The organism is Myxococcus sp. AB025B (genome assembly GCF_006518215.1).
In the GTDB taxonomy this organism is placed as follows: Bacteria; Myxococcota; Myxococcia; order Myxococcales; family Myxococcaceae; genus Myxococcus; species Myxococcus fulvus.
Genome location: NZ_SRLW01000139.1, coordinates 1 through 25332, shown reverse-complemented (window position 1 = coordinate 25332; position 25332 = coordinate 1). Strand labels below are relative to the sequence as shown.

Below are 25332 nucleotides of genomic sequence, written 5' to 3'. Positions count from 1 at the left end.
CCCCTGTCCCCCACCGCGCGCCCATCCACGCCGGCGCCACGTCCCGCCACGCCCATGGCCCAGGCCCCAAGCCCGGTGGCGGCTCCGCCCCCAAGCGACGTGGACGCGGAGCAGAAGACGCGGCGAGAGGCCGCGCGCCAGTCCGCGCGTCAGTACCGGGCCGGGCGCTTCAACGCGTTCTTCCGCAAGGAGGTCTTCGTCGAGGAGCTGGCGCGCGACGTCGCCTCGCGCATCGACGGCCTGCGCGGCGAGCTGGCGGACCCCACCGCCCTGCAGCAGCTGCCCGCCGACGCGCGGTTCATGGAGAACAAGCCGGAGCCGGTGCTCGAGCGCATGGCGATGATCGACCTGCTCTTCGAGCTGGCGCCGAACGAGCCCGCCGCCCGCGACGCGATGACGTCGCTGGCGCTGTCGCCCATCGACAGCGGCCTGTCGGATTCGGTGAAGAAGGGGCTGGTGGGTGAGAAATACGATTTGCTCTTCCGCCTGGCGCAGGTGGACCGGCAGCTCGCCGTGGACACGTACACACGGCTCGACAATCCCCGGCTCAAGAGCCTCCTGAGGGAGGCGCTCATGGCCGGGCTCGCGGAGTCGGGGGCCAGCCCCGCCGAGGTCCAGCGGATGACCGCGCACCTCTAGTCCGCCATCGGACTGGACCCATCCCCATGGGTCCCGCAGTGCCAGCGCCGTCGGCCTCCGACGACGACACGACACGTCCGTCCCTTTCCGCCCCTGCCGCGCGAGCGCAGGCGTGGGAGGCCCGCACGCGCTGGAGCCATGCAGAGCAGCACCTACCCGCAAGACAAGGAGCGCGTCGTGACTCGGACTTGGAAACTGGGATTGATTGGGGCGTGCTGTGCCATGTGGGGCGCCGCTTGCGGCGAGGCCCCCGTGGACCCGACCCGGGACAACACCCCGGAGGCTCGACAGGCCGCGCTGGCGGCGCTGGGCCGCGTGGAGGTCGTCGACGCGGGCCGGGACGGCACCCCGAGCTTCATCCGCGGCTCGCTCGGCACGGTGGACCGCTCGCTCGTCTCGCTGAAGGCGGCGGACGCGCTCGCGCCCGTGCTGCGCAACCTGGCCCCGGTGTTCGGCCTGCGCGCCGAGGAGCTCACGGTGCGCAACAGCCGCACGGACGACCTGGGCTACACCCACGTGCGCTACGACCAGACCCGCCACGGCGTCCCGGTGAAGGGCGGCGAGCTGGTGGTGCACGTGGACGACCAGGGCGTCGTGTACGCGGCCAACGGCTCGGCGCGGGGCGCGGGGGAGCCGTCGACGCTGGCGCGGCTGCCGCTGCACGCCGTCACTGAAGCGGCGCTGGAGGGCCTGGACACGCTGAAGGTCGAGGGCGAGCCGCGCTTCGTCTACTTCCTGGGCGCCGAGGGTCCGCTGTCGGCCGCCTATGAAGTGCTGCGCGTGGGCACCCGCGAGGATGGGCCCGCCAAGGACCGCGTCTACGTGGACGCGTCGTCGGGCCGGGTGCTGGACGTGCACCCGCTCATCCACGGGGGGCTCAACCGGCGCGTGCACTCGGCCAACAACCAGTGGACCACGCCCGGCACCCTGCGGCGCCAGGAGGGTGGCGGGGCCACGGGCGACGCCCACATCGACCGGAACTACGACCACATCGGCACCACGTACGCCTGCTACGAGACCATCTTCGGTCGCGACTCGTTCGACGACCGGGGCGCCACCATCACCAGCACCGTCCACTACGGCTCCGCGTATGTGAATGCGTACTGGGACGGCATCCAGATTGTGTTCGGGGATGGCGACAACGTGAACTCGGGCCAGCTCGGGTTGGATTTGGACGTGGTGTCGCACGAAATCACCCACGCGGTGACGCAGTACGAGTCGGGGCTCGTGTACCGCAACGAGTCCGGCGCGCTGAACGAGAGCCTGTCGGACATCGCGGCGGCCATCTGCGAGAGCTGGGCGCGCGGCGGGGCGCTGGACGCGGACGTCTGGAAGATTGGCGAGGACATCTGGACGCCGAACATCTCCGGGGACGCGCTGCGCTACATGGACAACCCCACGCGCGACAACTCGTCGCGTGACTTCTACCCCGAGCGCTACACGGGCACCGCCGACAACGGTGGCGTGCACTGGAACTCGGGCATCCCCAACCTGGTCTTCAAGCTGCTCGTCACGGGCGGCACGCACCCGCGCGGCAAGTCGCCCATCAACGTGGGTGGCGTCGGCATGAACCGCGCGGCGCAGACCTTCTACTTCGCCGCGACGACCTACTTCACGTCGACGACGACCATGTCCCAGGCCAAGGCCTACACCGTGCAGGCCGCGACGGACCGGTACGACGCCTCGGTCGTGAGCTCGGTGCGCGACGCCTGGAGCGCCGCGGGCGTGCCCTGACACGCGGCACCGAGCGGAAGTCCCACCCCACCACCTGAAGGAGAACCCATGAAGAACGTCTTCATCGCAGCCGCAGTCTTCTCGGTCTGTCTGTCGAGCACCGCCCTGGCGCAGCTGTCCACGCGCTGCTTCCAGGACGACCAGCTCGTCACCATCGACCTCGCCCGGGGCCGCAACGCCTGGGCGCGCAAGTGTGGCCTCATCACCGCCTCGCGCGAGGCGTACCTGAACACGGAGAACGAGTACCAGGTCTTCACCAACGGCTGCTTCGCGTACCCGGCGGTGCCCGCGGGCTCGTCGTGCAGCTTCCACGTGCCCGCGGACGAGGCCTCCGCGTGCATCACCGGCCTGAACAAGCTGGGCACCTGCGTGGCGGGCTGCACCACGCCCACGCAGAAGGTGGCCTTCGACGGCCGCATGCTGCCGATTCCGGAGGCCTACGCGTCCGGCGTCACCACCGTCACGGCGCTGAGCCCCACCTCCGAGCCGGGGCTGCTGCGCTACGGCGAGCAGACCATCCGCAGCTACGTGGCGGGTGACACGCAGGAGGACATCTTCGCCCTGGAGACGAAGGAAGGCCGCCGGCTGGAAGTCACCGCGGAGCACCCGATGGTGCTCGGCGACGGGACGATGGTGAAGGCGCGCACGCTGCAGGCTGGCGACACGCTGATGGGCGCCGACGGCAAGCCGCTGCACCTGACGCGCGTCACCGTCTTCAGCTTCAAGGGCCAGGTGTGGAACGTCCGGCCGGAGAGCCAGGTGAAGCTGGAGAACGTGATGAACGCGGAGGGCTTCCTCACCGGCTCCGTGCGCTTCCAGAACGAGTGGGCACAGGATGACTACCGGCTGTCCTTGAGGGACGAGGTCGACGTCGGCGGGCTGTAGTCCCCACACCGTCCGTCGTCACGGGGCTCCGGTCAGCACGGCCGGAGCCCCGCCTCGCGGAGGCCTCAGGGGATGTGTGGACAGGGGTACTGCGGGAGCATGCAGGACCCGGCGAAGCCACAGTCCTGGCTGCACGTGTAGGGCGACTCCCGGGACGAACAGAGCCCGTCGCCGCAGAAGCCGCAGTCGTCCAGGCACGAGCCCCAGCTCTCCGTGCTGGCGCAGTAGCTGTCGCCGCAGTAGCCGCAGTCGTCCAGGCAGGTGTACACGCTCTCCGTGCCGTTGCACGTGCCGTCACCACACGCCGTGCCGCAGTCCGCGGGGCACGTGGCGGTGGACTCGCCCGCGCCGCAGACACCGTCACCGCAGGGGTTGGGACAGCCGCAGTCGACGGGACAGGTGTAGACCGTCTCGCCCTTGCACTGGCCGTCGCCGCAGTAGCAATCCGACGGGCAGTTGCCCTCGAACTCCGCGCCGTTGCAGGCGCCGTCTCCGCACACGCTCGCGGGGCCACAGTCGTAGGGACAGCTCCACGGGCTCTCCGAGGGCGCGCAGTAGCCGTCTCCGCAGACCTCGCAGTAGAGCAGGTTGCACTGGGGCAACATCGGGTCGACGTCCGAGGTCTCCTGGAGCGGCACCATCGGACAGGGGCAGTAGGGCAGCGCCTGGGATGCCTCGCCCAGCTCCGACTCCACCGGCGCGACAGGGCCACAGGCCGCGAGCCACAGCGCCACCAACGCGAACCTCGCCGCGCTCATGTCGGACCCGCCGCGTCCCGCGAGGCGGCGAACCGGAGCCACGCGGGCGGCCACGGCGCCTCGAGCGCCTCCAGATAGGCGAGCAGTCCCTCACGCGGAGCCTGACGCTCACGGTGGGCCACGCACGAGCCGAGGTTGATGAGCCCGGACACGCACGGCGCGCTCGCCGACACGGGCACGAAGAACTGACAGTTGTTCGTGGAGCAGGGGTACTGGAAACAGCCGTTGGCGAAGACCTGGTACTCGTTGTCCGCGTTGAGAATCGCCTCCTTCGCCGCGGAGATGTAGTTGCACTTGCGCGCCCAGGCGTTGCGTCCGGCGACCTGCTGCGGCGTGAGGTTGTCGTCCCCGCCGCATCGGCCGCTGAGCTGCGCCCAGGCGGGACTGGCGAAGCCCGCGGTGACGAGACAGATGACGACCCAGAGCTGCTTCATGCCAACCTCCTCGATGGATTCACTGCGCGAGCCTCAACGGCGCGGGACACGGACGGTGGAGCCCAGGAGCACCTCCACCGAGTCGCGCGTCGTCCAGGCCAGGTCCGGGAAGCCGTCCTGGTCCAGGTCCTCCGCGACCAGGGATGAAGGCGTCGTGCCCGCGGCCACGCGCGTGGGCGCCCCCAGCCCCCCGGCCTCCTCGCCGAGCAGCAGGTAGACGCCCCCTTCCAATCCCGCGAAGGCGACGTCCTCCCGGCCGTCCTGGTTGAAGTCCGCGACCACCAGCTCGCCCGGCGCGTCGGCGGGGAGGGAGGACACCTCGGTGAAGCCGCCCCTTCCGTCCCCCAGGTGCACGGAGAGGTAGCCGGAGTCCGAGACGCTGTGCGAGATGACCAGGTCCAAGAGGCCGTCCCCGTTCACGTCCAGGGACACGAGGCGGAAGGGCTCGTCGTCCGCGGAGCCGGCGAAGCGCACGGGCGCCGCCGCGGACAGCTCGCCGCGCTCCGTCGCGAGCAGCACGTCCACCGTGAAGCTGTTGGTGTTGAGCACCAGCACGTCGGGACGACCATCCGCGTTCACGTCCGCGAGCACCAGGTCTCGCGGCAGCCCCGTGACGGAGTGGGGCACCGCCGCGCCGAACGTGCCGTCTCCCTTCCCCTTCAGGAAGGTGATGTTGAAGTACCCCCCCGAGCCCGCGTTCTTGGTCATCGCGTCCACCAGCCCGTCACCATCCAGGTCCGCCACGCGCACCTGCTGCGAGTGATTGCCCAGCGAGTGGGGCACGCCCTCGCGGAAGGTGCCGTCTGGCGCGCCCAGCCGCACCGTCAGCGCATTGGCGAAGTGGCCGACGATGAGCAGGTCCGGACGACGGTCCGCGTTCACGTCGCTGACCGCCACGTCCATGGGCGTGGTGCCCGCCGACAGACAGCGGGGCGCGGCGAAGGCGCCCTTCCCCGCTCCGTCGAGGATGCAGACCTGCTCGGTCTGCGAGGCGACCAGGACCAGGTCCTTCACGCCGTCCCCGTCGACGTCGGCCGTGTGCAGCCCGCGCGCCTGGGTGCCTCCCGCGGCGTGCGTCACGCGCGCCTCGGTGAAGCCCAGCCACTGGACGTCCGGGAAGCCCCGGGGCGAGATGGTCGAGGACGAGCACGCCAGCAGCGCGCAGCAGACCCATCCGAGAGAGAAGTACCGGAACATGACGGCTCCTAGGGGCGGCGGTCGGGAATCGCGAACGGGTCACCCGGCAGCAGACGTCCGGGAACCACTTCACGCGGGCAGGCGTGCCTGGCCGAGGCCAGCGTCCCCGTATGACATGCGCCCGCGCAGGAGCCGGGGCAGCCACAGTCCACGGGACAGCTGTTCACATCCTCCGCGGTACAGACACCGTCTCCGCAGAAACAGTCGATGGGACAGGTGGCCTCCGTCTCGTCCTGGCAGACCCCGTCACCGCAGCCCAGGTGACAGCCCGCCATGCAGGAGTCCTGGACCGACGCCGAGCGGGCCGCGGGACAGCCTCGCATCGACTGGACGCTCGCGCCCAGCACCAGGGGCGGCGGCGCCTGCTCCCGGGAACCACAGGCCATCAATCCCAACACGGCGACGACTCCCCACCACCCGCTCCACCTCGACCTCGAGGGCGCTTCAAGCTCGCACACGGGGAGTGCGAGCTGACGATAGCGACGTGGCTTCATCGGGTCAGCCCCCCACCGACGGGTTTCGCTATATCCTCGGGACCTCGTCGTTCCCGACCCAGCAATCACAAGCGTGGTTTGGGTGCCGTACCCAAGTCAAGGAATCGTCCCGGGGGACTCATGCGCCGCAAGCGGCTGAACGTCGTCGCGTTGGCAGCCGTCCTGCTCCTGGCGGGACTGGGTGGCGTGTGGTGGAAGAATGCCACCGACACGACGTCTTCCGACCCCACCGTCGCCCACGTCCGCGCGAAGACGCACACCCTCCCGAGCCCCGGCGCGGCGCCCTCCGAGCCGCTCGCGCCACGAGGCTCCCGGGCCTGGGTGCCGGGCACGCTGCACCGTCACGCGCTGACGTTGGGGCTGACGATGTCCTTCACCGGACAGCCCGCGTCCCAGGGCGGCGCGCCGCCCGGCATGCGCATCACCCTGAAGGGCGAGTGGGACGAGGGCCTGGTCTCGGCGGAGGGCGCGGAGGTCATCGTGCGCCTCCAGCTGCGGCCCACCGCCTTCACGCTCGACGTGGAGGGACAGGGGGCGCTGTCGCCCGAGACGCGGCAGGCGATGGAGGCGGCGCTGTCGCAGCCCTTCTTCGTGACGCGGGACGCGCGCGGCGCGGTGACGCTCACCCACTTCGAGCAGGGCGTGGACGAGCTGGCGATGGGGCTGCTCCGCTCGGTGGTGGCCACGTCCCAGTTCGTGCGGGAGGGCGCGCCCACGCCGACGTGGCGGACCGAGGAGCAGGACACCTCCGGCCAGTACTCGGCGGAGTACCAGCGCCAGGGCGAGCGTCGCTTCGACAAGCGCAAGCGCGAGTACACCGCCGTGGCCACGCCCCAGGGGCTGCAGCCGCTCGGGACGTCGCCGCGCATGAGCGTCAGCGGGGGTGCCACCTTCGAGCTGGGCGAGGACGGGTGGCTCCAGTCGCTCCAGTCGCGCGAGCAGCTCACGGTGGAGTCCGGCCAGGGGATGCCCACGGTGACGAACGCGATGGAGCTGACGCTGCGGCTGCTGGAGCGCCGCGAGGAGCCGACGCTCGTGGGCGCCTTCGCCGCGCGCGCTGGACGCCTGCGCGCCGCCTCCCTGGCGAGCTTCCAGGGCCAGGCGGCGGACCCGCTCGCGCACCACCGGCAGGTGCTGGGCAAGCGCCGCCTGGAGGACATCCTCGCGGACCTGCTCTCGCTGCCGTCCGACGAGAAGGCCCGCGACGACGTCCGCACGCGCGCCCTGGAGCAGCTGCGCGCGCTCCTGCTGCTGCGCCCCGAGGAGGCCGCGCGAATCCCCGCGCTGCTGCGCACCCAGGGACTGTCGCCGCTGGCCGCCAGCTCCATGCTGGGCGCGCTCTCCGCGGCGAGCACGCCGGAGTCCTTGCGCGCGCTCGTCCAGGCCACGGGGGACACCGCGCTCACGTCGGACGTGCGCATGGATGCGGTCTCCGCGCTGGGCATGGCGGACAACCCCATCCGCGAGGGCGTGGACACGCTGCGGCAGCTGTCGCGCACCGAGGACCCCAAGCTGCGCGGCACCGCCACGCTGGCCCTGGGCAACGCGGCGCTCCAGATGAGCGACACCGCGGGCCGCGACGCGGAGGCGCTCGTGCAGGAGCTGAAGAACGACTACCGCGCCGCGCGCGACGCCGAGCAGCGCGCCCTGCTCCTGCGCTCGCTGGGGAACACCCGCTCGCCGGGCGTGCTCGACACGCTCACCGAGGCGCTGCGCTCCGACGCCTCCCGGGTGCGCGAGGCCGCGCTCGTCGCGCTGCGCAACATCCCTGGCCCGGAGGCGGACCGGCTGCTCGTGGAGCGGCTGGTGAACGACACCGCCTCCGAGGTGCGCCGCGCCGCCGTCTTCGCCTGCGGCTTCCGCCCGCTCGAGCCGCTGCTGCTCCCCGTGCTGGGACAGGCCCTGCGCGAGGACCCCTCCGACGGCGTGCGCTCCGACATCCTCCAGCTGCTCGGCCAGCACCGCCACGCCACCCCGGGCGCCCTGGCCCTGCTGCGCTGGGCGAGCCAGCACGAGAAGAACCCGGACCTGCGACGCATGGCCAACACCTACGTGGAAACCCCGACGACGCCCCAGCCCTGATACCTTGGGGTGAGCGTTCACCCGCTCGGTGGAGGCAGCGAACACATCTGCCGAGAAGACGACGCTGCCCCCGAGGGCAAGAGGACACCCTGCCTCGCCGCAGTATCCAGACCCGGCAACGGCGCGAGGAGCTCGGGGCATGCGAATCACGGCTGGAGCTGTCGCGGCCATGGCGGCATTCGGACTGGCGAGCTGTCAGGACGGCGCCGAGCGGAGCCGACCCGAGGCACGGCCGGACGGAGGCACACCGTCTCGCGGACACCACGTCGTCGTGGTGGACGAGTCACCCGCGGCAAAGGAGCTTCAAGCCATCAGCGAAGTGGAGCGACTCGGAGGCAGCATCACCATTCCCAATCGCGACGGGACGACGAATCGCATCGTCTCCCGGGTGGAGGATGGGGGTGCGCGATTCGTCGAATACTACAACGATGAAAGCACCCGTCCGGTACTCACCATACGACGCGAGGGAGACCTCACCACTCACTGGGGCGACTACGACGAGGACTCTCGAACCGACTCCTTGTATGACCTCTCGTTCGACGGCGGCGTGATGGTGCAACTGTGGCTCGAGGACACGAATGGAGACGGAGAGTTCGACCAGCGCCGGACCCAGCTAGGCTCCCGTCAAGACATCAGAATCATCCGAGAACGACTGGTGTCGCTGGATGGAGGCGGGCGCGGCTGGCGGGTGGAGTCCGACAGAGAGGCTCCAGCCATTCAGCCGCACCCCGAAGAGGAGCGGGAAACCCACTGGAGCGCTGGCACGCGTTGCGACAGCATGGCCGGTTTCCCGGCGGACATGACGTCGACGACGTCGGTGGCCTCGATGCCCGCGGTCAACATCGTCACCGGGACTTCGCCCGGGGCCTGCACCAGCGAGCAGACGGCGAAGCTCATCGCGGCACTCAAGCAGATACCGGATTCAACCAAATGCCTGGGGGCGACCAACAGCACTCTCGGGACAATGATGCAGTCCGCGCTGGCCTCCGACATCAAGACTTTCATCGGGTGTGGAGGACAGTGCCCTGGCATTCGCGCCGCAACCGACCCTGGACCGCCCTCGAGACTGGATGAGCTGCGCTCTGGCCCCTATCGGATGAACCTCGCGCCCTACGTCGTCGCCGGACAGGGGCTCGAACGGACGCTCTTCCATGAGTTGCTGCACTGGAGCACGGGCCTGCACCACGAAGAAGGAGACAACGGGACGGACCAGGTGTGGTCGTGCGCCCGTTTCTGCAGCCGGTGCACCACCGCTGGGTTTGGGGGAGGAGACCCGGCTGCTGACTGCGCCCGATGCGCGGCACGAGACCAGAAGCTGTCGTGCGGATGGAAGATGGTTGAGGCGAGCATGGGAGGGTGCGAGGACTTTCTTGCGTGGATCGGCCGAGGCGTGATTGACCCAGTCTTGACCCAATGCCGCCTGACAGACACCGTCTACGCGCGCTGCAACACATGCAACGTCGCGCACTGGTCCTACTGCGACGGGACACAGATTCCAGTGCCCGCGGGATACAACGGGTACAGCACCGCCTACAGGTGCTGCACGGGATGCTACGTGGGCACGCCGGTGCGGGACTGCGCCAACGTCCCGTCGTTGCCCATCGACACTACGACGTGCCAACTCCCCGTGGCATGCGCTACGCCGTAGCCGAGCAGCCCCGTCCGTGCATCGCCCGCCCACCGAGGTCGAGCGAGTCCGAACGTTCCACGGTGAAAGGGTACACCCCCACCACACCTCAACCCTGACGAGCGTGAGAAGGCAGACACAACCCCTCACTCCGGGGTGAGACCGCCGCTTTCAATCACATCCTCGACTTCACCCGGAGTAAATAGACCTCTCCATCCACCCCTCGGGAGGTCCCATGAACAAGGCGGTATCGCGCGCGCTCGCGCTGATGCTGGTCGTCGTTCCAGGGCTCGTCGCGGCGCAGAGCTACGTCGACTCCACGCCGTACGTCGTCCAGCCCTCGAAGTATCCCTTCGTCACGTATGCGCCGGGCTACACGTTGAATGACAAGGTGCCCTGGGAGTCGCAGGTGGCGCCCTTCTCGCCGGCCGCGAGCTACAGCGTCACGCAGGAGTACGCCATCCTCCAGGACGAGGCGAACCGCACGGGAGGCCAGCTCCAGTACGACGCCACGGACTTCACGCACAACATCGACATCCAGCAGGCCACGATTCCGGAGGCCTTCACGCCGATGGTGCCGCCGCCCACGGAGATCATGCCGTGGACCAATCCGTCGCAGACGTTCAACAAGTCCTACGTGCGCACGGAGCGCTTCGGCAACAGCCTGTTCGGCGCAGGCTATCACCTCAACGCCGTGCTGACGGCGGAGACGGCGACGGTCAACGCGGACAAGAAGGTCGTGGCCGTGGCCGAGGGCAAGCTGTTCGCCCAGGTGTTCTCCTCGGAGCATGACCTGGTGCGCGGCCGCGCGCAGGTGGTGGGGCAGAACGGGGGCGACAACAGCGGCACCGCGGCCTTGTACGTGGTGGGTCAGGAGGTCTGGTCCACGCCGCTGTACGCCACGTACGCGCCGCCGCCCATCAACTGGAGCCGCACGTTCTTCTCCGCGTCCAAGACGTTCATGATTGGACCGGTGCCCGTCACGGTGAAGGGCTCGCTGTCCGGCGGCGTGAAGCTGACGGTGCACGGGCTGGTGGGCCCCACGGTGGCCAGGCTGTCGGCGACGCCGGGCGGCTGGTCCAACGTCACCGCGTCCGCGTCGGTGGACGTCATCGTCGTGGCCATCGGCGTGGAGGGGAGCCTGGCGCTCATCAACGCCACGCTCCCCGCCTCCGGCGAGGTGTTCTGGCCCGTGTGCTCGCTCGACTGGAAGCTGCGCACGGACCTGGACCTCAACGCGCTGTCCGGCACCCTCAAGGCCTACGCGAAGGTGCGCGTGCTCTTCTTCAAGAAGACCTGGTGGATCACCATCGCGCAGTGGGCGGGCATCACCCACAAGATACCGCTGCTCGGCGTGGAGGGCTCACAACCCCTGGGCATCTGTAGTTAGGGGCCCGCCAGCTCGTTCATGATGAGCAGGCCGCGTGACGTGTCCACGACGTACACGTAGCCGTCCCCGGGAATGCGGATGCCGATGGCGCCCTCGAAGACGTCATCGGTCCGCTCCGGGTCCGTCTCGCGGTGCGTGTTGTAGTAGGCGACCTGCCGGGGCTGCGTGGGGTTGGACACGTCCAGCACCCGCACGCCCTCCTGGTACCACGCGACGTACAGGCGTGAGCCCACCAGGAGCATGTTGTGGATGGACGTGGTGGGGCGCAGCCGGAACTCGCCCATCTTCACGATGTTCGCCGGGTCGGTCGCGTCCAGCACGCGCAGGTGCGCGCCGTGGTTCTCGCCGCCCTCGAAGACGAGGGTGCGGCCAGCGAAGGTGCCCACCGCGTTGTGGTGCGCGGTGGTGTTCGGGTACGTGTACGTCCCGAGCAGCGGCATGGCGTCCGGGTTCGCGACGTCGACGACCTTGAGGCCGCCCTCGAAGTGGCTGATGTAGAGCCGGCCCTGGTAGGCGAAGGCGTCATGGGCGCCGTCGTAGGCCCCGGCCAGGGGGAACGCGAGCCGCTGGAGCAGCACGGGCTCGAGCGGCGTGGACACGTCGAACACCAGCGTGTTGCTGGAGGGCCACAGGCCCATGCCGTAGAGCCGGTCTCCGTCCACCAGCACGGTGTGCACGGCGTAGGGCGCGCTGGAGGGCACGCGGCGCACGAGCTTCGGGTCCGCGGGGTCAGAGATGTCGAAGACCACGATGCCGGTGTCCTGGCTCGCGACGTACAGCGCGTCCCCCTTCACCCACACGCTGTTCCAGAGCTGGTCTTCCGGCAGGCTGATGACCTTCTTCAGCACCGGGTGGCTCCGGTCCGTCACGTCGAAGACGGTGATGCCGCCGGGCTTGCCGGGGCGCAGATACGCGTTGGCGGAGACGACGTAGGCGTGGTTCTTCGCGACGTAGATGTCCAGCGGGGTGCCCTGCGCGACGTACGTCTCCGACACGAGCGAGAGGCCACCGGAGGACTCCTCCTCGCCCTCACGCCACACCATGCGGTCGGCGTGCGCGGTGGCCCGCTGGGTCACCCGGCCGTTGGTGCACCGGGCGAAGCAGCCCGTGAAGGAGCGGTGGTCCGGCGCCTCGCAGCCGGCCAGCACGGTGGTGGTGCTGCCTCCGTCGCGGCCCACGGTGTGGATGCCGAGGAGCAGACGGTTCGCCTCGCGCACTTCATGGGTGACGGGCGCGTAGTAGAACTTGCTGGGGCCGCCGTCGCCGACCAGGTCCATCGTCACGGTGTAGTACGAGCCCACCAGGCCGCCGTCCGGCTGCGCGGTCTCGCGTCGCAGTCGCGTATGGAAGATGCCGTCCGCCGGGACATTCGCGAGCGTCGAGGTGTCGCAGGCGGACAGGTCGAAGACGGACGGGTCCAGGCATCCACCGGCGGGGCTCTCGCCCACCTGGGGGACGACGTCGCAGGGCGCGAGCACGCCCGGGTCTCCCGTGCCGTCGCCGAGCTCCTCGAGCACGGTGTACGTGCCGTCCCAGGGTGGCGTCCCGGCATCGGGAGTGCCCGAATCGACGGGCGAGCCGGCATCGGGGGTGGGGTCTGGCTTGTCGCGACAGCCTGGGGATGCGCAGAGAAGCAGACCCCATGTGACAGAGAGCACCCAGGACGAGCGGAGGAACAAAGGCATCGGGAGACCTCGGGGGAGACGCCACGCAAGAGTGCGGGCAACGAATCAAAGGGGCGGCCCCGTCGGATTCGCGCCGCGCGCGGAAACAGTTGCGCCGTGAAGGGGAACCGCATGCGCGTGATGGCAACGAGCGCGTCGACGGCCCTTCTGGTGTCACGGTTGCATGTCGAGCCACCCGCGACCGCGAGTCATGACGCGAGCGCGCCCGTGTCATGGAGCGCGCTGTCCCACCGAACATCGGGTGAGGCGACGAGCCACCCAGAAGGATGACTCGCCCCCTGCGCCACGCGAGCGGTGTCTCACCGCACGGGATTGCGCAGGCTCCGTCCAACGACAGCGCGCGAGGTGGCGTGTCACCGGACAGGCTTGCTCAGGTCTCGACGACTCGCCGCGCAAGGTGGCGTGTCACCGGACGGGCTTGCTCAAGCCGTGTCGGCACGCCGCGCGAGGTGACGAATCACCGGACAGGCTTGCTCAGGTCTCGACGACTCGCCGCGCGAGGTGACGAATCACCGGACAGGCTTGCTCAGGACCCGACGGCACGCCGCGCGAGGTGGCGTGTCACCGGACAGCGCGTCACAGCCCCCGGTGGGCGTCGGAGATGCCCGGGGGCGCGGCGTGCAGGGCCACGCGGAAGGTGGTGCCCACGCCCACGGACGACTCGACGGAGATGTGGCCGCCGAGCGCGGTAACGATGGTGTCGCAGATGGACAGGCCCAGGCCGGTGCCGATGCCCGCGGACTTCGTCGTGAAGAACGGGTCGAAGATGCGGCGCAGGTGCTCCGGGGGGATGCCGCCGCCGGTGTCCCTCACCTCCACCAGCACGCGCGCGCCGTCGTCCGGCCGCGTGGTGATGCGAATCTCGTTCGTCTCCGACTGGCCCTCTTCAATCGCGTGCGCGGCGTTGATGACCAGGTTGAGGAACACCTGGAACAGCTTGCCCTCGTTGCCGCGCACCGGCGGCACCTCGCCGTAGCTCTTCACCAGTCGAGCGCGGGGCCGCACCTCGCTGGCCGCCATCTGCGCCACCGAGTCGAGCACCCGGTGTACGTCCACCGGCTCCTCGCGCGTGTCGTCCACCCGCGAGAACACCCGCAGCTGGCGGACAATCTGGCGCATCCGCTCGGCGCCCTCGCGCGCGTCGTCCAGCACCTGGCGACACTCCACCAGGTCGTCCGGAGTCAGCGGCCGCGCGCGCGGGCCCACCGTGGCGTGCAGGAAGTCCAGGTTGGACAACACATACGCGAGCGGGTTGTTCAGCTCGTGCGCGATGCCCGCCGCGAGCAACCCCATGGACGCCATGCGGTCGGCCAGCATGAGCTGCGCCTGCGAGCGCTTCCGCTCGGTGAAGTCCCGCGCGATGGTCACCCACGCGGGCGTCCCGTCGAACACCACGGCCAGCGTCACCAGGTCCGCCACCACCGTCTCGCCGTCGCGGCGCACCAGCGGCACCTCCACCGCGCGCGCCGCGCCCTTCCCCTCCAGCGCCTGCCCCAGGTAGAGCTGCGCCGCGCTCCGGTCTTCCTCGCGCACCAGCTCCAGCACGTGCCGCCCGAGCAGCTCCGACGCGTCCCGATACCCCAGGTACTGCACCAGCGCGGGGTTGACGGACAGCAGCACGCCGTCCCCCACGTGCACCATCACCGGGTCCGGGAAGGACTCGAGCAGCAGGTGCACGCCCGCCTCGGTGCGCCGCAGCGTCGTCTCCGTGCGCACGCGCAGGGCCTTGTCATTGCGCTGCTCCAGCGCGAGCGACAGCGTGCCCGCCGCGCCCGACAGGAGATTGACCTCGATGGGCCCCCAGGGCCGCGCCTCCCGGCAGTTGTCGAAGCCGATGACGCCGAAGAGCTGCCCGTGCACGTGCAGCGGCAACAGCAGCACCGAGCGCACCCCCTGCGCCTCCAGCATGGGCGTGAGCACCTCGGTGAAGTCCTGGGGCAGGCCCTGCACCGGCTCGCCGCGCATCAGGTCCGCGGCCTGCTCGGGCCACAGCGCCTCCAGGAGCGGCAGCCCGTGCATGTTCGGGTCCTCCAGGTTGGGAGGAACGCCCGGCTCGCACCACTCGGCGCGCTGCGAGGCGAGCAGCGCCCCGTTCTGCGCGCGGTGCATCTCGAAGACGTAGACGCGGGAGGCGGCGGACACGCGCCCCAGGGGCTCGACGACGGACGTGTACAGGTCCCTCGGGTCCTGGTGCGGCATCATCCGCCGCTGCACCTCCACCATCGTCTCCAGGTAGCGCTCGCGCGTGGCGACGGCCTCCTCGGCGCGCCGACGCGAGTCGATGTCCAGCAGCGTGCCCACCACCTCACCGGGCTGCCCCGACACGCCGCGCGCCGTGAGCACCACCCAGCGCGACTCGCCGCCGACGAACAGGCGCAGCTCCTGCCGGGCGTCCGCCACCTGCTGCGTGGCCACCGACTCCAGCAGGTGACGCGCGCTCTCGCGGTCCAGCCCATGCACCACGTCCGTCAGCGGATGTCCCTGCGACACCACGCCCAGCGTCCCGGTGAGCTTCTCCCACCCGGGCCCCAGGTACGTGACACGCCCCTGGGCGTCGAGCTGGAAGACCACCTCGCTGAGCAGCCCATCCAGGGACTGGAGCCGCCGCGCCACCGCGGCCCCTCCATCCATGGACGCGGGCCGCGCGGTCAGGCCGCTCGTGCTCGCCTCGGGAACCTGTGCCAGGGCCTCGACGCGCCCCTCGTCCCGCCGCTCGTCTGCCACTTCGGCCTCCTGCGCCCGCGTCGAGGGGTCGGGTGAAAACCGCTCCAGACCCTGTGCCCCTCCCGGTGGCGACCTCCCCTCCAGCATAGGGCCGGCGAATGTCGGGAAGTCAATGAAGGCGGAGAAGGTTCACCCCTGGTCGCCTGGCTCCCACCCGCCCGGCATCCCCGAGCGGGGGCGCTCGCGGCGGTCGCCGAGCACGCGGGCGGGCACCCCTCCGACGATGGCCCAGGGCGGCACGTCGCGAGTGACGACGGCCCCCATGCCCACCACCGCGTGGTCGCCAATCGTGACGCCATCCGTCACGCCCGCGTTGGCACCTATCCATACATCCGCGCCCACGTTGATACCTCGGGACGTGACGGGCTGGTCACGCACGGGGCGGTCCGGGGCGAGGCCGTGGTCGAAGGCGTAGAGGGTGGCGCCGCTGGCGATGCGGGTGCCCTCGCCCACCCGGATGCCGGCCGCGCCGCCATCCAGGCTCACGCGGGCGTTGAGGCTCACGCGCGGACCGAGGATGACGGGCCCGTGGACGAAGGCCTCCGCGGCGATGCTGCAGCCGGGGCCCAGGGCGACGGTGCGACCGGGCTCGGCGAAGATGCGGGCCTCGGGGGCGACGAAGCAGCCCTCGGCGATGGTGACGGTCTCCAGCTCCATCAGGAGCGCCTGCACCTCCTGCTGCCAGGCCTCCGCCCAGCCCCGGTGTCGGGGCTTGAGGACGAAGTAGAGCCACGGCATCCAGGAGAGGCGGCGTTTGTGCTGCTCACGGCGGAGCGCGTCCAGGTCCACGCCCCCTGCCTACCATGTCCGCGCGGGGGCGCGGGGGCTCAGCCGAGCCGGGGCGCCACGGTGAAGTGGTGGCGCTCGCGCTCGGCGGCGATGGCGTCGGTGTCGACGGGGATGGGCTCGAGCGGCAGCACCATGTCGTCGGCCTCCCAGCGGTACGGCTCGCCGTCGAGCCTCACGCGGCCCTCGGCCATCGCGCGCGTGGCCTCCAGCAGCGGCATGGACGCGAGGTCGCGCATCATCGCCTCGAAGCGTCCCTGGCGCGCGGGGTCGGCGAAGCGGAAGCGCGCGCGGGCCACGACGGCCAGATGATACCACATGGGACGGAAGGCCACGCCCGCGAGGCCCAGGCGCCTGGCCATGAGCACGAACATCTCCGTGGCCTCGCGCGCGAGCCCCAGGCCGGGCACGTCCTGGCCGGGGAGCTGGGGACGCCGCTCGCTGAAGCGCGCGCGGGGGTGGCGCAGGCTCAGCCAGTTGACGAAGAAGTACGGCTCGCCGGTGATGGAGCGCTTCTCCACGACGACGTCCACCAGCAGGTGCTCCTCGCCGCCCGCGCGGCCCAGGACCTTGATGCGGTCTCCGGCGCCGGTGGAGCCGACCTCCACGCGCGGGCGGCTGTAGCCCAGGCGCTCCACCTGCCACAGCAGGCCGTAGCGGAACAGCGCGTACTCGAGCGACTGCGCCGTGTAGAAGCCGAGCACGCGCGGCTGTACGGCGCCGCCCAGGCCCAGCGAGCCCTCCAGGTCCTCGAGCGTCAGCGGCTCGTCGAGCGGCGCGCCTTCCTGGGACAGCATCCGCGAGATGCGCTGGTAGCGGGCGCTCATCGGGTCATAGCGCGCCTTGATGCGACGGCCCGCCATGCCGGACAGCACGAGCACCGTGCCGGCGAAGACCTTCCACGACTCGGCGTGGTAGCCGCCGCCAGGGAGCCACACGCTGGGCACGCCGCGCAGCGCCCGGGCGATGAGTTCGTCCCTGCGCCGCGCGCCCTTCACGGTGAGGCCCACGCGGCCGAAGCGGTCTCCGGCGAGCACGTCGCAGCCCGCGATGACGAAGGCGAGGCGCGGCCTGGGCATGCGCGCGAGCATCGCCTCCAGGAGGGCGAGGTACTGCTCGTCGGTGACACCCTCGGGCACACGCGTCTCGTCGACGCCTTCGGGCAGCGAGCCCCAGTCGCTGCCGGACAGCGAGCCGATCCACACCTTGGGGTGGCCGGCGAGACACTCGGCGGTGCCGTCGGGTGGGTGGGCGTCCAGGTCGAGGACGACCGTCTGTCCTTCGTAGCCATCGGCCTGGAGGGCGGCGAGCGCCACGGCGATGTCGTTGACGGCGCAGAACCCGCCACCGCGTCCCGGGGCGGCGTGGTGGAAGCCGCCGGCCATGTTGACCACGGGGCCTCGCCGGCCGAACGCGAGCCGGGCGGCGCCCAGGGTTCCGCCGCAGACGAGGCGCACGTTGGAGAGGAGCGTGTCGGCGGGGACCTCGGACGGGTCCACCGCGTAGATGCGAGCGAGTGTCTCCGGCTGGCCGAGGGACTCCAGGTAGGCGGCGTCGTGGACGCGGGACAGCTCCGCGTAGCTGACCTGCCTGGGGTGGTAGACGTCCTCGGGGCGGACGACGTGCTTCTCGAGCAGATACCAGGTGGTGAAGTCCACGCCGCGAGGCTCGACGCCTACGGTGGTCTCGATGCCGGTGAGCGGGAGGCGGTAGTCCTCGTCGTAGAAGATGGGGACGTGCTCGCCGCGAGCGAAGGGAAGCCACCGGCCCAGCCAGCGCCACACGCTCATGCCGCGCACCTCGCGCGAGGTGGGAGCGGACGACTCGGAGGGCAGCGGGATGGACGGCGCACGGGAGCGCGACTTTCGCCCAGCGGGAGGCCCATGGGGGCTTTTTCGTGGGCGCGGGGGGCGAGGGTCGTCCGCTCTCGACCGCTGAGAGGGTCCGGAAGTCGGCGACCGGGCGACCGAGCGGCCCTGGTGGACGAGGGCGGCGTTCACTCCACCTGACGCCGGGCCTCTTCACGCAGGGCCGGGCTGCGACGGCGCAGGCCCCGCGCGGAGAGCGCGGTGAGCAGCGCCCACGCGAGTCCCGCCACCCAGCCGCCGAGCACGTCCGTGGGGTAGTGCACGCCCAGGTACACGCGCGTCAGGCCCACGAGCACCGGGAGCAGGAGCGACACGGTGAGGATGTACGCCTTGAGGCGTCGGCGCTCGGTGAGCTGCGCCAGGAGCGCGCCCAGGGTCAGGTAGACGATGGCGGACAGCATCGCGTGGCCGCTCGGGAAGCTGGTCGTCATCACCTCCTTGAGGTGGGGGACCACGGAGGGACGGGGACGCGAGAAGAACTGCTTGAGCAGGCCGTTGAGCAGCGTGCCGCCCACGGTGGCCACGAGCACCAGCAGCAACGTCCGGTAGCGACGCACCAGCAGCAGGAAGCCGCACACCGCCAGCGTCACCAGGAAGAGCACCGGCGCGCCGCCGAGCGACGTCACGTCCTCCGCGGTGAGCCGCAGCCACCAGGGGCCTCGGGGAAGGGACGGGTCATCGGGGCTGCGCAGCAGGCGCAGCACGCGCTCGTCGAAGTCCTGGGTCTCGCCTTCCGAGACCTCGTCCGACAGCGCGATGAAGCCCAGGCAGCACACCGCCAGGAGCAGCAGCATCCCGAAGAGCCGCGTCACCGCCACGTTCCGGTCCGACCTCCGCGCCCACTGAGCCCACAAGCCACGCCACATGTTCGTGACACTATGCATGGATGCGCGCCCCGAGACTCCTGGGAAGCGCTGAGTGTCCGCTGTCCTCCACGCCTTCGACGCGCCTTCCCGAGGGACTCCTCATGGCCACCCAGTATCCGCACCTCGAGCCCCTCCACCGCGACTTCATCCTGCGCCAGCGGATGTTCTTCACGGCCTCCGCCGCGAGCACGGGGCGGGTGAACCTGTCCCCGAAGGGGCTCGACTCGCTGCGCGTGCTCGGGCCCAATGAGGTCGTCTACCTGGACCTCACCGGCAGCGGGAACGAGACGGCCGCGCACCTGCGCGCCGACGGGCGACTCACGCTCATGTTCTGCGCCTTCGAGGGGCCGCCGATGATTCTGCGCCTCTACGGGCGGGGACAGGTGCTGCGTCGTGGAAGCGCCGAGTACACGCGGCTCTTGGCCCACGAGTTCGGCGGCGTGGAGCCACTGGGGGCGCGGCAGCTGGTGAAGCTCGACATCGACCTCGTGCAGAAGTCCTGCGGCTACAGCGTGCCCCTGTACGAGTTCACCAGTGACAGGCCCACGCTCACGCGCTGGGCGGAGAGCAAGGGTGAGGAAGGGTTGACGGAGTACCGGCGCAAGAAGAACGCACACAGCATCGACGGCCTGCCGACCGGCCTCTTCGACGAGGAGGAGTCCGACTGACGGCGGGATGCCCCGAGGCGGACCGGGTTCCTACTCGGATTCATCCGCCTTCAGTTCTTCGGGAAGAGGCGCGACCATGAACAACAACCGTCCTTGCGCCTGGACGACCATGAAGCCCTTGCCAGCGATTCTCACCCGCTCGGAGTCCCGGGCCTTCCCACTGGCAAGCCACTCGTCCGCCTCCGCTCTCGACTCGAAGTCCTGTGAAACCTCGACCGTAAAGGAGGTATCGGAGAACTGCGCGTAGTACCTGGCGAACTCAGCCTCCTTCGCACTGTCTCGAATGTAGAGGAGGGCAGCCTGGGCAAGCTTGAGCGCTTCCTGCTCCTTCGAGCCCTCCTCCTGACTGTCGATGACGGGGTTCAGCGCCAGCAGCATGCTGTTCAAATCGAGACCGAGGGTGTTCGCCATATCGTCACGGGACATAGGTCACTTGCTCACAACGGGGCCAGAACCAGCGCGCCGCCCGCTGCGAGGGGCTAATGCGTGGAGGGACTACTCCAACGCGGCTCCCCTACGGTGCCATGGACCCGGAGGGAGAGTCCTGCTGACCGCGGGCCGCCCTTCGTTTTCGTCCCTGTCCTCGGCTCCTTAAAGGGGTGAGAAGTGCCGCCAGTCCTGGCGGAGGGGGAGGACTTGGAATGACAGTGATTCGCGGTGTCGGCGCCATCTCGCTCGGCAAGTGTCTGGGTGCCTTCTATGCGTTGATTGGCGTCACCGTGGGAACACTGACGAGCATGGCGGTGCTGCTGCTCGGCTCACCCCGCACCTACGCCATCCTCGGCAAGGGCTTGCACCTGGGCGAGCTGGGACTGGGTGGCGGGCTCCTCCTGATGGTGGGCGCCGTCATCCTCTACGGCCTCGCGGGCTTCGTTCTCGGCCTCATCACCGGCGCCCTCGTCAACCTCGCGCTGCGCCTCGGAGGCGGTGTCGAGCTGGAGCTGGAGTAGCCGCTCGACACGCGGGCCTACGGTGAAGCGCCCTCTCCGGGCTTCACCACCGCGAGCGCCACCTGCTTCGCCCCGGCGCCCTGGGCCAGTCGCATCACCTTCATCACATCAGCGTGGGTGAGCGACTGGTCCGCCTTGAGCAACAGCCCCCGGCCTGGCTCCGCTCGAAGCGCGGCCTGGAGCCTCGCCTGGAAGGCCTTCTCGTCCGCGTACGACTCCGCCTCCACGAACAGACGGCGGTCCGACGTCATCGAGAGGATGAGCGGATCCCTCGGTGTCGCCTTCTCTTCGTCCGGCTGTCGCGACGGAGGAAGGGCCACCTGCTGGCCTCGCTGCATCATCGGCGTCACCACCATGAAGATGATGAGGAGGACCAGCACCACGTCGACCAGGGGCGTGACGTTGATCTCACTCTTCACGCCACCCCGGCCACCACCGACGGACATACCCATGCGGCTGCTCCTTGCTGGAAGGGACAGTCACCTGGGTACACGGACGCGAGACGCGGCTGGCGGGCGGACGTCCCGCGAGCGGTCATCGTTCCGTCACGGCGCGCCGCTACCGCGACAGCCGGAACCGGTCCTGCCCCGCGCTGCCGAACGCGGCGCCCAGCACGCAGAAGAAGTGCAGCACGATGCCGGGGAACACGAAGAACCAGTACCCCGCGCCCACGAAGCAGAACCACAGGATGGCCCGGAAGAGCTGCCCCTTGTAGAGCTGCCCCAACCCCGGGAAGAAGAACGACAACACACCAGCGATGATGGGGTTGAAGCGGCGCTCGCGGATGATGTCGGTCGTCATGGCGGTCTCCAGTCCTCCTGCCTTCCCTAAAAGGGCGCGGCGCGGCACGAAAATCCCGCCCGCCCCTCAGGGCACCGGGCGAGCGGGCGGCTCGGGCGTCAGCACCAGCCCGTCGAACACACCATACGCATACGCCGCCGCGAAGGCATAGGCGCCCACCAGGTACGTCACGTTCAGCGTGCGCGCCGTCCCCTCGTCCTTCGCGCTGTAGCGCCCATCCGGGCCCCGCAGCGACAGCGACGTCCCCAGCGACACACCCGCCATCGCGAGCCCCAGCCCCTGGCTCACCGCCAGCGCAGTGCCCATCCCCGAGCGTCCCTGCTTGAAGTGCCCCACGCCCAGCGGCGCCAGGTACCAGGCCCGGGACATCGTCGGATGCGCCTCTCGCGTCGCGACCTCGCGCACCGGCGTGGCGATGGGCGTCGGCGGAGGCATCAGGCGCGGACGCCGCTCGGCCCGCAGCTCCGCGATGCGCGAGGCATGCTGGGTCCTCGCGCGATCCACGAAGGCGAGGAAGTCCGGCGGATACAACAGCGGGTCCAACGCCGCGCCCTCGTGGGCGGACAGCCCGCGCACGACCTCGTCCTCGGCGCGCGCCAGCTCCTCCTGCGCATGCCACGTCGCCCCCAGCAGCAGGTGCGCATGTGCCTCCAGCTCGTCGCCATCGAGCCGCAATGGATAGAGCAATGACTCCAGTTCCGCGCGCGCCCGGGACAGCTCTCCGCACTGGTAGGCCTCCCGCGCGCCATCCAGCGGCGACGCGGCGAGCACCCCGAGCACCAGGGCCACACCCATCATCACGGCGGCCCCTCCATCGAGACCTCGAGCTGCCGTCCCGCCACGGCGTCCACCTCACGCTGCAACACGGGCGCACCCGCGCGCCGCGCCGTCACGGTGTGGCGACCATGCTCCACCTTCACCGCGCTCGCCAGCGGCGCCACGCCCACCTCCCGGCCGTCCACGAAGAGCCGCGAGCCCACGGGCGCGACGATGAGCACCTCCGCCTTGCGCAACGGCAACACCACGTCCCGCGTCACCGTCTCCCCAGGCGCGAGCGACACCTGCATCTCCACCTCGTCGCACAACGAGTTGGCGAAGCGCAGATGGTGCGTCCCCGCGGGCAACGAGACCTCGCGCACCCGAGGCGTGTACCCCCGGCTCTCTCCGTTCACGAAGACCTCCGCCCACGGGCGCGCCGTCAGCTTCAGCACGCCGGGGCTCACGGGCGCGGCGGCGCTCGAGTCCGGGTTCGCCGGCTGCGCGGAGTCACCCGTCACGGGAACGACGGGTGAGCCCTCCATCGACTCCGGCTTCACTGAATCTCCCACGGGTGCATGCGCTACCGACGTCACGTCTCCCCGTGGTTTCGATTCGCCACCACCCGCGACGTCCGTGCCCGGGGGCGCGGGAGTCGACTCCGCCGGCGTCGGAGCCCCCACGGTCGTCTCGCCCGCGGTGCTCGGCGGCGGAGCCGCGGCGCTCCCGGCGCGCGTCGAAGGACCTCCGGTGGACCGCGCACCCATCGCCTTCTTCGCCTGCGTCCGCGACAACTCGGCGAGGGCCTCGCGCGCCGCGCTGACACTCTCGCCTCCCAGTCCGTCATCCATGAGGGACTCGGCTCCGCGCCCCGCGTCCTCGCTCCCTCGCGCGAGCGCCTTCAGACATTCCGAAGAGGAGCCTCCCTCCACGCACGACGCCTTCCCCGCGTCTGCCGCTCCAATGTCCGAGTCTCGTGCGCTCGCCCGTTCTCCTCGGGACGGCGTCACGCCCGAACCCCATGCACCTGCGTGTCCCTCCTGGGACGCCGTCGCGCCCTCGGGCCGTGCACCAGTGTGTCCCTCTCGGAACGGCGTCGCCCCCCCGACCCGCGCTCCTCGGGATGGCGACGCGCCCGCGGCCCCTGTCTGGCCGTCTCGGGACGGCGTCGAGCCCGCGACCCCAGCGCCTGCCTGGCCATCCTGGGACGTCGTCGCGTCGTCGGCGCGTGCACCCGACGGACCTTCACGGAGCTGTGTCGCGTCATCCGGGGACAGCGTCGAGTCCCCAGCCCCTGGCGCCGACCACGCATCCTCGGCTCGCGTCACCTCGTGATGCCGCGACAAGGTCCAGCCACCCAGCCCCGTCGCCGCGCAGAGCACGAACCCCGCGGCCCACCGCGCCCGTGAACTCCTGGGCCGCTGCCGCTCCCGCAGCAGGGCCACCACCTCGGGCGACGCCGGCTCCAACACCAGCGCGGCGTTGAGCACCTTCGCGGCGCGAGCACCCTCGCCCTTCGCCAGCAGCGTACGCCCCTCCGCGAGCAATCGCTGGAAGCGAGACTTCCGCCACTGGATGGCACCCGCCACGGGGTTGCTCAAGAACTCCCGAGCCACCTCGGCGGGCGGCCCCACCTCCTGCCGCAGCAGCGCCTCCAGCTCCGCCGCCAGCACGCCGCCATCCATCGGCCTGCTCCGGGCCTCCCTCGCCAGACACCTGGACACCAGGGCCGACAGGGACTCGGGCGTCCCCGGCACCACCTCCGTCAGCGACGGCGCATCCCGCGTCATCACCGAGGCCGCCAGGTGCGCGGCGCCCTTGCCCGCATGCGGCGTTCCGCCCGAGACCAGCTCGAACAGGATGACCCCCACGGCATACACATCCGAGGCTGGAGAGAAGGCGCCCGTGTCGATGCGCTCGGGCGCCATGTACGCCAGCGAGCCCGTCACCGCGCCCGTGCTCGTCAGCCGCTCCTGGTCCTCCAGCGCGGCCAGCCCGAAGTCCGCCAGCTTCAGCGGCCCACCCTCCGCCACCAACACGTTGTCCGGCTTCACGTCGCGGTGCACGACACCGCTCGCGTGCGCCGCGGACAGGGCCCGCGACAGCTCCCAGCCCAGCACCAGCGCCGCCTCGGGCGGCACCGGCCCGAGCCTCGCCGCGAGGCTGCGCAGGTCCTCGCCCCGCACCCACTCACAGACGAGGAACGGACCTTCCGCGTCCTCACCGAAGTCGTGCACCTCCAGGATGTTGGGGTGGCGCAGGGAGGCCGCCAGCTCGGCCTCGCGTCGGAAGCGCTCCACGCGCCCGGGGTCCTTGCCGGGGTGCATCCGCTTCAACGCCACGGGCCGGGACAGGCGCAGGTCCACGGCCAGGAAGACCGTGGCCATCCCCCCACGCCCCAGCTCCCGCTCGAGTCGGTAGCGGCCCGAAACCACCTCACCCGTCATCACGGGCGCATTCTCGGGGAGCCGCCTCTCGCGAGCAACCCAAGTGCTACAGCCGGCAGGCCTTCGTCTCGCCCACCTGCTCGCACGCTCCCACGGCACCCCCGGGGCAGTCCCTGTCCAGCCGACAGGTGCGCCGACACCGCGACTCCGCCCCCGAGCTCAGGCACACCGCGCAGGTCGCGCAGTCCCACGAGTTCTCACAGACTTCCCCCGTCGATTCAGGGAGTCCCGTGCACTCGCGCACACACAGCCCATCCAACGCGCACTGGTAGCCCGCGGGACAGATGCCGCCTCCCGCGTTCGGGTTGCAGGACTCCTCGCACCGGGGCCGCTCCGGACGGCACCTCGCGGTGTCCGCGCAGTCGAACGGGTCCTTGCAGGCCTCACCCAACCGGGGCCCCACCTCGCATTCGTCGTTGTTGCACCGTCGCCCATCCCGGCACGTGAAGTCGGACGTGCACGTCTCCGTGCACCGCCCTTCCACGCAGGCCGCGGCTGCCTCCAGGCACTCACAGGCGCGAGTACATCCGCCCCCCATCCC

23 protein-coding genes are annotated in these 25332 nt (G+C 70.6%); 8 read left to right on the top strand and 15 right to left on the bottom strand.

Features of this window, described 5'->3' with window-relative positions; translation table 11 throughout:
- Nucleotides 1-3: 3 nt before the first annotated feature.
- From FL311_RS23000 to FL311_RS22990, 3 genes are all read left to right on the top strand, one after another.
- The gene (locus FL311_RS23000; RefSeq protein ID WP_228557013.1) at nt 4-639 is read left to right on the top strand and encodes a hypothetical protein; all 636 of its coding nucleotides are present in this window, start codon (nt 4-6) and stop codon (nt 637-639) included.
- Nucleotides 640-891: 252 nt separating this feature from the next.
- Nucleotides 892-2373, top strand: coding sequence for a M4 family metallopeptidase (locus tag FL311_RS22995; protein ID WP_228557011.1), 1482 nt, complete (start codon nt 892-894; stop codon nt 2371-2373).
- A gap of 48 nt (nt 2374-2421) precedes the next feature.
- Nucleotides 2422-3258: a Hint domain-containing protein gene (locus FL311_RS22990; RefSeq protein ID WP_194869331.1), complete on the top strand. Its 837-nt coding sequence runs from the start codon at nt 2422-2424 to the stop codon at nt 3256-3258.
- A 65-nt stretch (nt 3259-3323) separates the two neighbouring features.
- On the opposite strand, the gene FL311_RS22985 is transcribed toward FL311_RS22990, so the two are convergent.
- The 4 genes from FL311_RS22985 to FL311_RS22970 are packed head-to-tail and all read right to left on the bottom strand — an operon-like array spanning nt 3324 to nt 6045.
- On the bottom strand, nt 3324-4016 hold the full coding sequence (locus tag FL311_RS22985) for a solute carrier organic anion transporter (protein ID WP_141327926.1): 693 nt from the start codon (nt 4014-4016) through the stop codon (nt 3324-3326).
- Nucleotides 4013-4450, bottom strand: coding sequence for a hypothetical protein (locus tag FL311_RS22980; protein ID WP_194869330.1), 438 nt, complete (start codon nt 4448-4450; stop codon nt 4013-4015). Before FL311_RS22980 ends, FL311_RS22985 begins: the two co-directional genes overlap by 4 nt.
- Before the next feature lie 33 nt (nt 4451-4483).
- Entirely contained in the window at nt 4484-5647 is a 1164-nt protein-coding gene (locus tag FL311_RS22975) for a VCBS repeat-containing protein (RefSeq protein WP_141327923.1), read from the bottom strand.
- Nucleotides 5648-5655: 8 nt separating this feature from the next.
- A complete protein-coding gene (locus tag FL311_RS22970; RefSeq protein WP_141327921.1) occupies nt 5656-6045 on the bottom strand; it encodes a hypothetical protein in 390 nt (129 codons plus the stop codon).
- 216 nt (nt 6046-6261) lie between these two features.
- On the opposite strand from FL311_RS22970, the gene FL311_RS22965 reads away from it, so the two are divergent.
- The 3 genes from FL311_RS22965 (at nt 6262) to FL311_RS22955 (ending at nt 11240) form a co-directional block, all read left to right on the top strand.
- Nucleotides 6262-8223, top strand: coding sequence for a HEAT repeat domain-containing protein (locus FL311_RS22965; protein ID WP_141327919.1), 1962 nt, complete (start codon nt 6262-6264; stop codon nt 8221-8223).
- A 139-nt stretch (nt 8224-8362) separates the two neighbouring features.
- Nucleotides 8363-9871, top strand: a complete 1509-nt coding sequence (locus FL311_RS22960; protein WP_141327917.1) for a hypothetical protein — start codon at nt 8363-8365, stop codon at nt 9869-9871.
- A gap of 214 nt (nt 9872-10085) precedes the next feature.
- Complete coding sequence (locus FL311_RS22955) at nt 10086-11240, top strand: hypothetical protein (protein ID WP_141327915.1); 1155 nt, start codon at nt 10086-10088, stop codon at nt 11238-11240.
- On the opposite strand, the gene FL311_RS22950 is transcribed toward FL311_RS22955, so the two are convergent.
- The 5 genes from FL311_RS22950 to FL311_RS22930 form a co-directional block, all read right to left on the bottom strand.
- Nucleotides 11237-12757, bottom strand: coding sequence for an LVIVD repeat-containing protein (locus FL311_RS22950; RefSeq protein WP_368668582.1), 1521 nt, complete (start codon nt 12755-12757; stop codon nt 11237-11239). The genes FL311_RS22955 and FL311_RS22950 overlap by 4 nt on opposite strands.
- A gap of 744 nt (nt 12758-13501) precedes the next feature.
- Entirely contained in the window at nt 13502-15649 is a 2148-nt protein-coding gene (locus tag FL311_RS22945; protein ID WP_228557010.1) for an ATP-binding protein, read from the bottom strand.
- A gap of 129 nt (nt 15650-15778) precedes the next feature.
- Nucleotides 15779-16438, bottom strand: coding sequence for a DapH/DapD/GlmU-related protein (locus tag FL311_RS22940; RefSeq protein ID WP_141327911.1), 660 nt, complete (start codon nt 16436-16438; stop codon nt 15779-15781).
- Between the two features lie 38 nt (nt 16439-16476).
- Nucleotides 16477-18225, bottom strand: coding sequence for a histone deacetylase (locus FL311_RS22935; protein WP_141327909.1), 1749 nt, complete (start codon nt 18223-18225; stop codon nt 16477-16479).
- Between the two features lie 206 nt (nt 18226-18431).
- A complete protein-coding gene (locus FL311_RS22930; protein WP_141327908.1) occupies nt 18432-19169 on the bottom strand; it encodes a phosphatase PAP2 family protein in 738 nt (245 codons plus the stop codon).
- A 101-nt stretch (nt 19170-19270) separates the two neighbouring features.
- Between FL311_RS22930 and FL311_RS22925 the strand changes: the two genes are divergently transcribed.
- The gene (locus tag FL311_RS22925) at nt 19271-19837 is read left to right on the top strand and encodes a pyridoxamine 5'-phosphate oxidase family protein (RefSeq protein WP_141327906.1); all 567 of its coding nucleotides are present in this window, start codon (nt 19271-19273) and stop codon (nt 19835-19837) included.
- A gap of 30 nt (nt 19838-19867) precedes the next feature.
- Here the strand turns inward: FL311_RS22925 and FL311_RS22920 are convergent, their stop codons facing one another.
- Nucleotides 19868-20215 (bottom strand): hypothetical protein, encoded by a 348-nt coding sequence (locus FL311_RS22920; RefSeq protein WP_141327904.1) that lies wholly within the window; start codon nt 20213-20215, stop codon nt 19868-19870.
- A 263-nt stretch (nt 20216-20478) separates the two neighbouring features.
- On the opposite strand from FL311_RS22920, the gene FL311_RS22915 reads away from it, so the two are divergent.
- The gene (locus FL311_RS22915) at nt 20479-20787 is read left to right on the top strand and encodes a hypothetical protein (protein ID WP_141327902.1); all 309 of its coding nucleotides are present in this window, start codon (nt 20479-20481) and stop codon (nt 20785-20787) included.
- Nucleotides 20788-20804: 17 nt separating this feature from the next.
- On the opposite strand, the gene FL311_RS22910 is transcribed toward FL311_RS22915, so the two are convergent.
- From FL311_RS22910 to FL311_RS45245, 5 genes are all read right to left on the bottom strand, one after another.
- Nucleotides 20805-21239: a biopolymer transporter ExbD gene (locus FL311_RS22910; protein ID WP_141327900.1), complete on the bottom strand. Its 435-nt coding sequence runs from the start codon at nt 21237-21239 to the stop codon at nt 20805-20807.
- Nucleotides 21240-21345: 106 nt separating this feature from the next.
- Nucleotides 21346-21588 carry a hypothetical protein gene (locus FL311_RS22905; protein WP_046710746.1) on the bottom strand — a complete coding sequence of 81 codons (243 nt, stop codon included), beginning with the start codon at nt 21586-21588 and terminating at the stop codon, nt 21346-21348.
- Nucleotides 21589-21654: 66 nt separating this feature from the next.
- Nucleotides 21655-22386, bottom strand: coding sequence for a hypothetical protein (locus FL311_RS22900; protein ID WP_141327898.1), 732 nt, complete (start codon nt 22384-22386; stop codon nt 21655-21657).
- The gene (locus FL311_RS45250) at nt 22386-24791 is read right to left on the bottom strand and encodes a serine/threonine-protein kinase (protein ID WP_228557012.1); all 2406 of its coding nucleotides are present in this window, start codon (nt 24789-24791) and stop codon (nt 22386-22388) included. The genes FL311_RS22900 and FL311_RS45250 overlap by 1 nt, the downstream gene beginning before the upstream one ends.
- Nucleotides 24792-24837: 46 nt before the next feature.
- A partial coding sequence (locus tag FL311_RS45245) for a hypothetical protein (protein ID WP_228557009.1) occupies nt 24838-25332 on the bottom strand: 495 nt, incomplete at its 5' end.